The following is an 11,907-nucleotide window of genomic DNA, read 5'->3' as shown; positions in this document are numbered from 1 at the left end:
GGCCGGAGATGAGTTGCGCCAAACCGCAATTGATGGCGGACTGCGGGCCACTTGCAACGCCTTCGGGAGCCGACCGTCATGAGCATCTTCGACACCCCCTTCGATCCCGCGGGCGAGGCGGCGCTCGTCACCGGCGCGGGCAACGGGATCGGCCGCGCGATTGCGCAGGCGCTGGTGGGCGAGGGCGTACGCACGGTGTTTGCGGACGTGAATCCGGAAACGGTAACTGCGGCGATCAAGGCGTCGCCGCGACCGGAACTCGCCGTGCCCTGGATCGGCGATCTCGCCGATCCTGCCGCGCGCGATGCGCTGCTGGCGGAAGCAGCCCGCGCGGTCGGGCGCGTGACGCATTTCGTGCACAGCGCCTCGCCGCCGCGGCGCGAGACCGATCACGCGCTTGGCGTCAGCACGGAGACCTGGGCGCAGATGCATGCGGTGAATCTTGAAGCAGGATTCCATCTCTCGCGCGAACTGGCGCGAAAGCTGATCGCCGGCAACCAGCCCGGCTCGTTCCTGCTGCTGACCTCGCTGCATGCCGGTACGCCGCGCAACCTGCCGCACTACTCGACATCGAAGGCGGGGCTTTCGATGCTGGTGAAGGAATTGGCCAAGACGTTCGGCCGCTTCGGCATCCGCGTCAACGCGCTGGTGCCCGGCGCGATCGCAGCCGGCGGCTTCGTCGCCGATCCCGCGCTCGCCAGACACATTCCGCTCGGCCGGCTCGGCCAGGCCGCCGACCTTGCGCCGCTCGCGCTGGCGGTGCTGTCAAACCGGATATCGGCCTACGTCACGGGCGCCGCGATCGTGATCGACGGCGGCCTGTCGCTGACCAACTGGTTCGAGCCGCCGGAGTTGGGGGATTTGTAGGGATGGAGAGGCCGCGTATCTTGTAGCCCGGATCAGCGTCGCGATATCCGGGACCGCTCCGACCACCGCCCCGGATGTCGCTTCGCTCATCCGGGCTACAGGGCTACCGAATGCCCTGATGCTTGGCGTGCCATTTCGGGCCGGGGCCGCGCATGTAGTGCAACTCGGGGCGGTAAGGGTGGCGGGCAAGGTCGACCAGCCGGTGCCAATGGACCGCGATCTCTGTCAGGCGTTGGAGCAGCGGTTGCATGACCAGCACGGCGACCTCTCAATGCAGCCTGCCGAGCACGGACGAAAACGGCAGCACGAAGATTTCGTCGTTGAGATCGTCGCTGACATGCAGCGTCCAGTCGCGCCAGTCTTCTGGGCCTTGCACCGCTATCAGCGACTGTACGACGCGGGCGGCGTGGTCGCGCACCTCAGTCAGGTTTCCGACGGCGGTGCCGCGCTGGTCGACACATACGCCCTCGGAATTGGAGTAGTGGAAATAGACTCTGGCCATACCCGACTCCCGCGATTGCGATTCGCGCTGAAAAGTAGCAGGCGGAAGACCGGCTTAATATTCGGGAAGATTGCGGACGGGATATTACGGGGGCCGGCGACCTCAGGTGGAACCGACCCGTAAACTTGTCCGAAAATTATCTATCGCAGCGGGAGGAACGAGACTTTCGGTTCGGCCGTTTCCACGGGAAGCCGCGATGCGCCAAACGCTGCGGCGTGGACTGGTGGAACCCGGGGAGAGCGACATGATGTCGGAAATGCAGATCCACACGATTGCGCGCCAGATGATGGAGAAGCACGGTCTCACCGCGATCGCGCAGGCCGCCCACAATGCGCTGGCTTGCGAGACCAAGGGCGATGCCGAGGAAGCCAGGGAGTGGCGGCATATCGAGGACGCCATGAAGATGATGCGGGGACCGCACCAGAGCTAGGATTGGCGCGGTCACTTGTCCCGGCCGCGGTGCGGCCCAGGCGATGCGGAGCATCGTCCGGTAACGCCGCTCCGCTGAGCCGGGACCCATCTCTAGCGTGGACCCCGGATCAGCAGCGCATGACGCCGCAAATATAGCGCCCGGAGATGCGCGTGAACGCGCCGTTGGCGCCGCGCAGCATCCGGGGATCGCAAGTACCTACCGCAGCGGCATCGGCGGGCGCACCACCGGCTCGCCGTCATCGGCGATCGTTTGCTTGGGCGGCCCGGGCGGTAACGGTGCAGCGGCTTGCGCCGGCGGGAGCGGCGCTGCGGGAGCGGCGGCAATCGGCGCAGGCGAATAGGAATAAGCCGGCTTCGGCTTGCGCACGGGCGGCGGGACGGCCGGCCGCGGCGTCAGCGCCGACACCCTGGGTCCCTGATTCGGCTCGGCAGGCCTGGTTTCGGTCGCTTTGGCCTCCGAAGCTTTGGCAAATTCACGCGCCATCTGCGCCTGACTCGCCCTGAGCTGCGCGACGGTGGTTTTCAGCTCCTGGACCTGCTGGTTCATCGCGGCGAGATCCTGCGCCATCGATTGCAACTGGGCCGATTCCGCTGAAGGAGCAGCCGCGGCGGTGGCGGCCGGTTCGGGCTGAGCCGGTGCTGATGCCGCCGCCGGTTGCGCGTCAGCCTGATCTGCTGCGGTGGCCTCGGTGGCGGGGGCGATTGGTTGCTCCGGGACGGCAGGTTTGGTTGCCGAAGGCAATGCAGCCAGCACGAAGGGCGGCGCCCACTCGGCGGCCATCGCCTTGGCCTGATCGCCATAATGCTGCCAGGCGGCGGCGGCCATGGCGCCGCACAGGCCGAGCAGCGCCATGATCACGCGCTTCGTCCATTTGCCCATCGACTGTTCGCCGGGAGGCCTGAGACCCTCCACCTTGATTTCGCTTGGACTGACATTCTCGACATGGATATCGCGCGCGTCGGGGTCGCGAAACGTCGGTTCAATCTGGGGAATTGGCGCGCTGACCGAAATCTGGGGTGCCGAAATCTGGGGTGCAACGTGGACTTGCGGCGCCGCGGCTGGATCGTGCGCCAGCGGGGGCACTTTTTCGGCATGCGCGTGCAGCAGCGTTTCGATCGCAAAGACGTCGTGCGGATCGGTGTCTTTCAGCGTTGGCGTGGTTTGCATTGGCGGTCCCTTGCTCAGTCCAATGTCACCCGCATCGAGCGGCGAGCATTCTTTGCGGCGTGGAAAACCCTCTGCCCAGAAAGCCTTGTCCAAGCCGCCACACGGCCAGCGAGGTTTGACCAAAGCAAGGCAATCTCGTGGAGAGGTTGGGGCCGTAGGTTCCAGGGGGTTGGAACTGGAGCGCAGGGAAAGCGCGAAGGAATGGGGATTTTCCAAAGCTGGCGCAGCAAGCGCCGGGTGCGCGGTCGGCCGCGTCTTAGAAAGCAACGCCTGCGATGTCGGCGCGATGCCTGGCGTGCCATTTCGGGCCGGGGCCGCGCATGTAGTGGCGCTCGGGACGATAGGGGTCGCGGGCGCGCTCGATCAGGCGGTGGCAGCGCGCCACGATCGCATCGAGGCGGCGGAGCAGCGGCATGAAGGGCGGACGCGCCGGCAGCATGGCAACCTCTCAGTGCGGTTTGCCGAGGACGAAGGCGAACGGCAGAACGAAGATCTCGTCGTCGAAATCGTCGCTGACATGCACGACCCAGTCGCGCCAGTCTTCCGCGTCGCGTCCCATGATCAGCGACTGGACGATGCCGGCTGCGCGGTCGCGTGCCTCGGCGAGGTCGCTCACCGCTTCGCCGGATCGATCGATCCGCACTTCGCGGGAATTCGAGCAGTGAAAATAGACTTGCGTCATGTTGGCCTCCTGTAGGCAGCTACTCTTATTGGTACGAAGCTAGCGCCAGAAGGTTCTGCCCATCCGTGATGCACCTCACATCCAGTCGTTAAGATTTTATTAATGCTGTAGAGGTCAAACTTTAGGCATGGAATCGCAGCGGAACCGGACCTCCCGAGCCGGCAGTTGCAAGAGAAGGCCGGCGGCGTAATGCCCGCCGGCCTTTTCTCTTGATCAGCAAAGCCCGGATGAGCCAGCGGGTCGCGCGAATGCTCGCGACGAGCGCACCCGCCGTGATGACAGGCTCGGCGATATCCGGGGGCGGTGTTCGAGTGGTCCGGGATATCGCCAACGCTCTTCCTGGCTACGGTGTGTTCGCGACAGCGCAAGACGCGCCAGGCCGGGGCCTTGCATGGGAGGGGCCCGCATGGTTCGACTGCATCATCCAATGTCTTAAGGTGCAGGTGTGATGAGCAACCGCATTCTCGTCTTTTACGGTTCCTACCGCTCCGACCGCATGGGCATCCGGCTGGCGCAATTCGTCGTCGAGGGGTTTGCCGCGCGCGGCGACGATGTCGAACTGATCGACGCCAAGGCGATCGGCCTGCCGATGCTGGACCGGATGTACAAGGAACATCCAAAAGGCGGCGCGCCGGACGCGCTCGAAAAATTAGCCGAGCAGATCCGCACCGCCGACGGCTTTGTCTTCGTCACCGGCGAATACAATTGGGGCATGCAACCGGGGCTGAAAAACCTCACCGACCATTTTCTCGAAGAATGGTTCTGGCGCCCGGCCGCGATTGCGAGCTACTCCGCCGGCCGCTTCTCCGGCGCGCGTGCGGCGCTGGCATGGCACGGCACGCTTTCGGAAATGGGCATGGTGGTAATTTCGAGCTCGATCGCCGTCGGGCCGATCGCGCAGACGCTGACCGACGACGGCAAGCCGACCGGCGAGGGCGGCAAGGCGCTGTCGCACGCGTTTCCGCGCTTTGCCGATGATCTCGAGTGGTGGATGGAGGCGGCAAGGGCGCAGCGGGAAAAGAAGAAGCCGCCTTATTGAGAGACGGATGTGGTAGGCGCGCGCTCCATGCCTCGATTGGAACGCAATGATGGCGAAAGTGCACCCACTTTTCGCCACGCCTGGACAGCAGATTGCGCTTCGCCTCTGCCATCTTCCGCCTTCTTTCTCGAGCTGCCGAGGGCGGCTCATCCGCTCCCGCGTACCGGAAAAACTGATGTCGCCAATGAAAGCGCGCTGCGGTCTGCTCGTTCTTGCCGTGATCGTCGCGACGGGCGGATCGGTGGCCGTCGCGCAGAATCTCGATCAGGGCAAACCGGCGCCAAAACTGTTCGCCGAAAGCTGCGTGTCCTGCCATCGCAGTCCGCGCGGGCTCTCCAAGGGCCGCTTTCACCTCACGCTCTATCTGTTTCTGCAAAAACACTATTCCAGCGGTTCCAGTTCGGCCTGGGCGCTGACGTCCTATCTGGAATCGATCGACAGCGGAAAGCGCGTCGCGACGAAACGGCCGGCTGCGAGCACGGCGCGGTCATCGTTGCGCCCGCCGGCGCCGGTTCCGGCGCGATAGGTCCGCGCGATCAGCCACGACTTGCTCACGGCTACGCTGCGAAATCTCCCCAAGGCCGTCATCTTTTCGACCTTTGCCGGCCTAGCATATTGGGCGTGCGTGTGGCGGGGAGTAACGACGATGGTGGTGGCCGAGCTTAAGACCAAGGTAGAAAAGTACGAGACGAAAGCCTCGCGCTGCGAACAGCAGGCGCGGGCAGCAACGGATAAGGCCGAGCAGACCTTTTACGAGGTGCTGGCCGGCTACTACGGCAGCTTGGCAACGGATTTTCGGAGAATCCTCGAGAAGCGGGTAATCGCGTAGGCGGTCGCCGGCGCGGTCATAGCCCGGATGAGCGTCAGCGAAGTCCGGGGCGGTGTTGGCGTGGTCCCGGATGTCGCTAGCGCTCATCCGGGCTACACGTGCTACGTCCGTCGACCGGATATCGCCTTGCCCCGTTGCGTCAGCTTCACCATCACCTGTAGCGCGTGATTGGTCGGGGTTGGAATGCCGAGTTCGGCGCCCTTGCGCACCACATAGCCGTTGAGAAAATCGATCTCGCTGGGCTTGCCGCGCGCCAGATCCTGCGCGGTCGACGACATCTGGTTCGGCATGATGGCCGGGATGTTCAGGATATGCGCGAGGAGATCGTCGCCGATCGATACGCCGCAGGCGCGGGCGACGGTTATCGCCTCCTGCACCGCGCACGTGACGACATCCCGCGTGCCTTCGACTTCCAGCATCGGCCCGTAGGAAATATCAGCCACGGCGGAAAGCGCGTTGAAGGCGCAGTTGATGGTCAGCTTGCTCCATAGCGTCTTGTCGATGTCATCGGCGATCGTGATGCCGATGCCGGCGGCTGCAAGCGTTTGCGCCAGCGCTTCGCTCGCGGCGGAGGGGCCGATGGCGAGGTCGCCGCCGCCGTGATGCCTGACATGGCCGGGCCCGGCCATCTCGCTGCCGACATAGACGACGACAGGAATGACGGCGTGGCCGGTGACGGCGGCAAGACGCGGCGCATTGTCGACGCCGTTCTGCAGGCTGAGAACGGAAGTTTCCGGCCGCAAGTGTCCGGCCAGCGACCGGCCGGCCTGCTCGGTATCGGCCGACTTCACGCAAACCAGCACCAGATCGGGCGAGGCAAGCGCGGTTGCGTCGGTCGCGGCTTTGGCGGGCAGGTGGCCGTTGAAGGTCTTGGTGTCCAGCAGCAGGCCGTGGGCGTTGATGGCGTCGACATGCGGCTGCCGGCCGATGAACGTCACGTCATGCCCGGCCCGCAGCAGCAACCCCCCATAATAACATCCGACCGCTCCAGCACCGACGACTGCGACTTGCATGATCTTCTCCGTTCGGCAGGCCCTGCTGCTAACCGGTTGGGCTCTCACCTTTAATTGAGTGCGGGGAACTGCATTGTTGCAATGCAGTACCGTGATATCGCACTGCAACAAAAAGGGTGTAGGCTGCCGCTTCGAATCCTACCCCGGAGAATTGAAGTGCAGAAGACTTACCTATCCATCGCAGCCGCCGCCCTGATCTCGATCGCGGGTGCCACTGCCGGCTTTGCGGCGGAGTTGCCGACCTTTGAAGCGAAGGGTTTGCCGATCTCGGCGGTGCAGGTTGGCGTGCTAGGCGCCGCTGATGTCAGGGAACAGTCCCCGGTGTCGACCGCTGCAGCCTCGCCGCATCAACTCAGCGTCCTGACCCCGCGGACGACACGGACGGCCGAGACGGCCGCGCCAGCCCCGACCACCGGTCGCGCCATTCGCTAACGGCATCCACATCGCCACTTGCGCAAAAAGCCCGCGATTTCGTCGCGGGCTTTTTTGTCTCTGCACGCACGGGGGGAGTTAGCGGGTGTTCGCGCTGCCTTCTTTCAGGTAGCATTGTCGCATGAGTGAAACCGAGACCTTGTTTGCGGCCCTGCGGCAGTCGTCCGACGAAGCCGTTGTCGACATGCTCGAGCGTATGGTGCGGGATGCCCCGGATCATGCCTTGAACAAGATAAACGCGCTCGATCTCGCAGGCACGGCGGGCATCGACGAAGAGCGGGTCATCGCAGCGCTGCTGAATGCGGTGGGCCTCGGCATGTTCGAGATGACCTGGAACGTGATGTGCCCGAGCTGCGCCGGGGTTCTTTCCGCCAACAAAAGCCTGAAGACCCTGGATCGGGCGCAGTACCATTGCGCGTTCTGCGCCGCGGGCTACGAGACGACGCTCGATAATCTGGTCGAGGTGACCTTCACGGTGAGCCCGCGCGTGCGGAAGATCGCGGCTCATAATCCCGACGAACTGTCCGCGGCCGAATATTATCGCCAGATCTTCTGGAGTTCGGCCATCGATCTTCCAGCCGATCTGGAGAAGCTGCTGGACGACGTCACGCTCGAAATCGTCGACTTGCCGGCAGGCGAAAGGGCCATTCTTTCCTTGCAGGTGCCGCAGGGCACGTTGATCGTGTTCGACCCCGTGACGCATGCGGCGCAGTTCCTGGAGGTCAGCGGCGAAGAGACCGGCGAGCGCCAGAACCTGTCGGTGATCTTCAACAAGATCCAGGTTCCCGTCGACAATGTTACCTTGCGCCCCGGCCCGCTGCGCCTCGCCCTGGACAACCGGACCGACAGTCGTGTGTTGCCGGCGGTATGGGTCACGAACCCGGCGCTGGATGACCTTCTGAAGCGACGCAAGTCCGTTCTCACGGCAGCGCGTCTCCTCACCAATCAGACTTTTCGCGATATCTACCGAACCGACACGCTCGCTATCGGCCAGCGCCTGAAGATCCTGAGTCTGACGTTCCTGTTCAGCGATCTCAAGGATTCCACGGAGCTCTATGAGCGCGTCGGTGACCTCACAGCCTTCGATCTCGTCAACGAGCATTTCAGGCTGCTGCAGGAGATTATCACGTCCGAACGGGGAGCGGTCGTGAAGACCATCGGCGACGCGATCATGGCGACCTTCGAGACGCCCGACCGCGCCATTGCCGCGGCGATTCGGATGCGCGAGGCGATGAGCGATCTCGGCGCCGAGCGTCAGCATCAGAGTCTGCGCCTGAAGATGGGCATCCATGAAGGCTCATGCCTCGCGGTCACCCTCAATGGCCAGCAGGACTATTTTGGCCAGACGGTCAATATCGCCTCGCGCGTCCAGGGTCTTGCGGCCTCGCGTTCGATCGTGGTGACGGAATCGGTGGTGGAGAACGCGCGTGCTCACGCCCTGCTCGAGACTAGCGGGCTGAAGCCAACGCCGAGACGCGTGGCTCTGACCGGCATCGCCGACAAGGTGTCGGTCTACGAGATTTCCTGACGTAGCTGGCTACAGCTAATCCTGTGTCGCAATCACCACACTCGAACGGAATCGCGCTTAGGAACCCGCATCCGAGTGCCTCCGGCCACGCTTCCGCCCGGATTCGGTCCCGCCATTGCCGCGTGTTGGTTTTCGGCTTGGGCTGGGGCGCGAGCGGGGGATTGCAACATGTCTTCCATTGGCTGCACCAGTACATCGTGCGTCGACGTCCGAGCAGGCCGTACTCGACTTGAAGCGTTGATCCCGGCCGCGCGTGCAGGAACATTCATACGGCTGCTTGCTGTCTCGCTCGCAGCCGCATCGCTTGCGGCCTGCGCGCAGTCCTCGGTCGTTACCCAAAAATCCGAACTTCGTGCCAGCAGGCAGGCGTCGCTGGATCAGGAGCGAATGGCAACGCCCATGATGAAGAGGCGCGTGGCCGCGGTGAAAAAGCGTACCTCGGTCGCATCGCGCAGGGATGCGGGCGATAACAGGACGCCCTCGCATGGGGTGGCCAGTTTCTACACCGAGGGAACGAAGACCGCGAACGGCGAAAAGTTCAACACGCTCGATATGACCGCGGCCCATCCGACGTTGCCCTTCGGCACCAAGTTGCGCGTGACCAACGTCGCGAGCGGCCAGTCGGTGACGGTACGCGTCAATGACCGCGGTCCCTATGTTCGGGGGCGTGTTGTCGACGTCTCCTATTCCGCGGCCGACGCGCTGGGAATGGTGGGGAAGGGTGTTGCCAAGGTCAAACTCGACGTTGTGGAGTAGCTGACGGGAAGCACGGGGGGCGGTAGCGAGTAGCCCGGATGAGTGAAGCGAAATCCGGGCTACTTGCTACCCAGGATGTCCGATAGGGCCGACAGCAGCCGGTCGATCTGCCCGTCGGTGCCCACGGTGATCCGCAGATAGTCGGAGATGCGAGGCGCGGAAAAATGCCGGACGATCACCGCCCGTTGGCGCAGCGCGGTGGCCAACGCCCCGCCCTCGTGCGCCGGATGCCGCGCGAAGACGAAGTTGGCGCAGGACGGCAGCACCTCGAAGCCAAGCCGGACCAGGCCGCGGTTCAGCCGCTCCCGGCCTTCGATCACGCGCGCGCGGCTCTGCTGAAAATAGGCTTCGTCCTCCAGGGAGGCGATGGCGCCGGCCTGGGCGGGCCGGCCGAGGGGATAGGAGTTGAAGCTGTCCTTTACCCGGGTGAGCGCCTCGATCAGGTCGGCGTCGCCGATCGCATAGCCAACCCGCAAACCCGCCAGGGCCCGGGACTTGGACATGGTTTGAACGACCAGAAGATTCCGGTGGGAGGCCACCAGCGGTATCGCGGTCTCGGCGCCGAAATCGACATAGGCCTCGTCGATGACCACGGGCGCTTCGGGATGTTGCTCCAGCAGGGTGACGATCTCGGCCCGTGACAGCGCAACGCCCGTTGGCGCATTCGGATTGGGGACGATGAGCGCGCCGGCCGACCGGCGATAGTCGGAACTGCGGATCTGCATGGCCTGATCGAGCGGCACGGTTTCGTAGGCGATGCCGAACAGGCGGCAATAGACCGGGTAGAAACTGTAGGTGATGTCAGGGAAGAGCAGCGGCGCATCATGCTTCAGCAGCGCGACGAAGGCGTGGGCCAGCACCTCGTCCGAGCCATTGCCGACGAACACCTGCTCGGGCCGTACCTGGTGATAGGCGGCCAAGGCAGCCCGCAGCGCAGTGGCCTGTGGGTCCGGATATAGACGCAGCGTATCGATCGCCTCGCCGCGGATCGCTTCCAACGCGCGTGGGGAAGGACCAAACGGACTTTCATTGGTGTTGAGCTTGACCAGATCCGCCATGCGGGGCTGTTCGCCCGGCACGTAGGGCTTCAGGTCGTGCGTCAAGCTGCTCCAGAAACGGCTCATTTTTCTCTCCGCCCTACGGGCTGATGGCGATGCATTCGAATTTGCGCTTCGGGTGAGCCAGCTGCTCCGCGCTTTCGACGATGCGCATTTCCGTTGTCGCGCTGGCCGCGGTGCGTTCCAGCACGGCGAAGATGGCGGATGCGGCATGGCTCAGCGCCTCCGGCGTGTCGGCACCGCGGAGGCGCGCTGACACCAACAGCGCGGCAAACAGATCGCCGGTGCCGTTCGGGCTGATCGGCAGTTTTGGCGTGCGCACGCGCCAGGCGTTGGCGCGTTCGACCGCCAGCGCCTCGATCTCGCCCGCAGGCGTGTCGGCCAGCTCGGCGCTGGTGACGACGACCGTCCCGCGCGCCATGAACGCGCGCGCCGCCTTGAGCGCCTGGTCGATCGTCGCGGTCTTGGCCCCGCTCAGCCATTCGAACTCGAAATGATTGGGCGTGATGATATCGGCAAGCGGGCACAGCAGATCGCGCACCAGCGGCGGGATGTCGGCGTGGACGAACAGACCGCGGTCGCGATCCCCGAGCACGGGGTCGCAGCAATAAAGCAGCGCGGGATTTTTGGCTTTGGCGCGCGCGACAAAATCCGCGACCACGGTGGCGTTGTCGGCCGAGCCGAGATAGCCCGACAGGATCATCGTGGCGGTATCGACCGCGCCGCGCTCTTCGATCCCGCGCAAGAGATCGGCGACCAGCGCTGCATCGAGCACACGGCCGCGGATGGTCGGGTAGCCCGGCCGGTTGCTCAAAAGCGTGGTCGGCACCGCCACCACATCGATGCCGTGCATCTGCATGGGAAAGACCGCGGCGCTGTTGCCGACATGGCCGAAAGCGACCTGCGACTGTATCGAAATTATGTTCATGGTTAAGTCTGGGAATTATCTGATTTGCCGGGGCGGGAACCTTCCGAGGTTAACACATTGGTTATTTGTTTGCGGGCATTTTCACAACCTCATTCAACAGGGAGGCACCATGTCTGACGTCACCATTCCCGGCGGCAAGATCCGTTCTTTCGTCGAGCGGATCGAGAACATTGACGGCGAATTGGCCGAACTGAACGAGCAGAAGAAGGAAGTGTTCGCGGAGGCCAAGGGCGAAGGGTTCGATGTGAAGATCCTCAAGGAGATCATCAAGCTGCGCAAGCAGGACCAGGATGAGCGCGATGAGCGCGAAAGCCTGCTCGATCTCTATATGCGGGCGATGGAAACCGCGCCGCCGGAGAAGGTAGCGAAGGCGGCGTAAGCGGAACGACAATACGATCGTAGCCCGGATGAGCCAGGGGTCGCGCGAAGGTGCGCGCCGCCGGTTCATTCGGGCTACGTGTTTTTGTGCTCACGGTGCATGCATGCACCGGCGCGAACAAACGCCTTGTTAAGAATTCACCCGCGCTGATTTGCGCGACTCCGATTCGTTCTTTGCGAACAGAATGGAGTCGGATGGAGAACAAAGCCGCGTCTGCGCCGCGGGCGGCGTCAGGACACCGGCTCACCGATCGCGACTTCGCTGCGCGGGCACCGAAACCGTCGGTCGCGTCAT

17 protein-coding genes are annotated in these 11,907 nt (G+C 64.0%); 9 read left to right on the top strand and 8 right to left on the bottom strand.

Annotated features, from left to right (window positions below):
* Positions 1 to 78: 78 nt before the first annotated feature.
* Positions 79 to 867, top strand: coding sequence for an SDR family NAD(P)-dependent oxidoreductase (locus ACVWVY_RS30660; RefSeq protein ID WP_456629876.1), 789 nt, complete (start codon positions 79 to 81; stop codon positions 865 to 867).
* Between the two features lie 103 nt (positions 868 to 970).
* Here ACVWVY_RS30660 and ACVWVY_RS30655 read toward each other — a convergent pair whose 3' ends face one another.
* Complete coding sequence (locus tag ACVWVY_RS30655; RefSeq protein WP_456632499.1) at positions 971 to 1,126, bottom strand: hypothetical protein; 156 nt, start codon at positions 1,124 to 1,126, stop codon at positions 971 to 973.
* Between the two features lie 9 nt (positions 1,127 to 1,135).
* Positions 1,136 to 1,369, bottom strand: coding sequence for a DUF6894 family protein (locus ACVWVY_RS30650; protein ID WP_456629875.1), 234 nt, complete (start codon positions 1,367 to 1,369; stop codon positions 1,136 to 1,138).
* Between the two features lie 244 nt (positions 1,370 to 1,613).
* Here ACVWVY_RS30650 and ACVWVY_RS30645 point away from each other — a divergent pair, with 244 nt between their 5' ends.
* Positions 1,614 to 1,799: a hypothetical protein gene (locus ACVWVY_RS30645; RefSeq protein ID WP_456632345.1), complete on the top strand. Its 186-nt coding sequence runs from the start codon at positions 1,614 to 1,616 to the stop codon at positions 1,797 to 1,799.
* 198 nt (positions 1,800 to 1,997) lie between these two features.
* Here ACVWVY_RS30645 and ACVWVY_RS30640 read toward each other — a convergent pair whose 3' ends face one another.
* The 3 genes from ACVWVY_RS30640 to ACVWVY_RS30630 all read right to left on the bottom strand — a co-directional run bounded on the left by ACVWVY_RS30640 (position 1,998) and on the right by ACVWVY_RS30630 (position 3,651).
* Positions 1,998 to 2,969, bottom strand: coding sequence for a hypothetical protein (locus ACVWVY_RS30640; protein WP_456629874.1), 972 nt, complete (start codon positions 2,967 to 2,969; stop codon positions 1,998 to 2,000).
* A 256-nt stretch (positions 2,970 to 3,225) separates the two neighbouring features.
* Positions 3,226 to 3,408, bottom strand: a complete 183-nt coding sequence (locus tag ACVWVY_RS30635; protein ID WP_456629873.1) for a hypothetical protein — start codon at positions 3,406 to 3,408, stop codon at positions 3,226 to 3,228.
* A gap of 9 nt (positions 3,409 to 3,417) precedes the next feature.
* The gene (locus ACVWVY_RS30630; protein WP_456629872.1) at positions 3,418 to 3,651 is read right to left on the bottom strand and encodes a DUF6894 family protein; all 234 of its coding nucleotides are present in this window, start codon (positions 3,649 to 3,651) and stop codon (positions 3,418 to 3,420) included.
* Between the two features lie 448 nt (positions 3,652 to 4,099).
* On the opposite strand from ACVWVY_RS30630, the gene ACVWVY_RS30625 reads away from it, so the two are divergent.
* From ACVWVY_RS30625 to ACVWVY_RS30615, 3 genes are all read left to right on the top strand, one after another.
* Entirely contained in the window at positions 4,100 to 4,690 is a 591-nt protein-coding gene (locus tag ACVWVY_RS30625) for an NADPH-dependent FMN reductase (protein ID WP_456629871.1), read from the top strand.
* A 175-nt stretch (positions 4,691 to 4,865) separates the two neighbouring features.
* A complete protein-coding gene (locus ACVWVY_RS30620) occupies positions 4,866 to 5,216 on the top strand; it encodes a hypothetical protein (RefSeq protein WP_456629870.1) in 351 nt (116 codons plus the stop codon).
* A 120-nt stretch (positions 5,217 to 5,336) separates the two neighbouring features.
* Positions 5,337 to 5,519, top strand: coding sequence for a hypothetical protein (locus tag ACVWVY_RS30615; protein ID WP_456629869.1), 183 nt, complete (start codon positions 5,337 to 5,339; stop codon positions 5,517 to 5,519).
* A gap of 101 nt (positions 5,520 to 5,620) precedes the next feature.
* On the opposite strand, the gene ACVWVY_RS30610 is transcribed toward ACVWVY_RS30615, so the two are convergent.
* Positions 5,621 to 6,532: a ketopantoate reductase family protein gene (locus tag ACVWVY_RS30610; protein ID WP_456629868.1), complete on the bottom strand. Its 912-nt coding sequence runs from the start codon at positions 6,530 to 6,532 to the stop codon at positions 5,621 to 5,623.
* A 156-nt stretch (positions 6,533 to 6,688) separates the two neighbouring features.
* Between ACVWVY_RS30610 and ACVWVY_RS30605 the strand changes: the two genes are divergently transcribed.
* The 3 genes from ACVWVY_RS30605 (at position 6,689) to ACVWVY_RS30595 (ending at position 9,248) form a co-directional block, all read left to right on the top strand.
* Positions 6,689 to 6,964 carry a hypothetical protein gene (locus tag ACVWVY_RS30605; RefSeq protein ID WP_456629867.1) on the top strand — a complete coding sequence of 92 codons (276 nt, stop codon included), beginning with the start codon at positions 6,689 to 6,691 and terminating at the stop codon, positions 6,962 to 6,964.
* Positions 6,965 to 7,085: 121 nt separating this feature from the next.
* Positions 7,086 to 8,492: a DUF5939 domain-containing protein gene (locus ACVWVY_RS30600; RefSeq protein WP_456629866.1), complete on the top strand. Its 1,407-nt coding sequence runs from the start codon at positions 7,086 to 7,088 to the stop codon at positions 8,490 to 8,492.
* A gap of 168 nt (positions 8,493 to 8,660) precedes the next feature.
* On the top strand, positions 8,661 to 9,248 hold the full coding sequence (locus ACVWVY_RS30595) for a septal ring lytic transglycosylase RlpA family protein (protein WP_456629865.1): 588 nt from the start codon (positions 8,661 to 8,663) through the stop codon (positions 9,246 to 9,248).
* Positions 9,249 to 9,307: 59 nt separating this feature from the next.
* Here the strand turns inward: ACVWVY_RS30595 and hisC are convergent, their stop codons facing one another.
* Positions 9,308 to 10,372 (bottom strand): histidinol-phosphate transaminase, encoded by a 1,065-nt coding sequence (gene hisC, locus ACVWVY_RS30590; protein WP_456629864.1) that lies wholly within the window; start codon positions 10,370 to 10,372, stop codon positions 9,308 to 9,310.
* 13 nt (positions 10,373 to 10,385) lie between these two features.
* The gene (pdxY, locus tag ACVWVY_RS30585) at positions 10,386 to 11,234 is read right to left on the bottom strand and encodes a pyridoxal kinase PdxY (protein WP_456629863.1); all 849 of its coding nucleotides are present in this window, start codon (positions 11,232 to 11,234) and stop codon (positions 10,386 to 10,388) included.
* Between the two features lie 109 nt (positions 11,235 to 11,343).
* Between pdxY and ACVWVY_RS30580 the strand changes: the two genes are divergently transcribed.
* Positions 11,344 to 11,613, top strand: a complete 270-nt coding sequence (locus ACVWVY_RS30580; protein WP_334387805.1) for a DUF2312 domain-containing protein — start codon at positions 11,344 to 11,346, stop codon at positions 11,611 to 11,613.
* The last annotated feature ends 294 nt before the right edge of the window (positions 11,614 to 11,907 follow it).

The organism is Bradyrhizobium sp. URHC0002 (assembly GCF_054059515.1).
The sequence above is the reverse complement of the archived record's forward strand: the minus strand, read 5'-3'. Positions and strand labels throughout refer to the sequence as shown.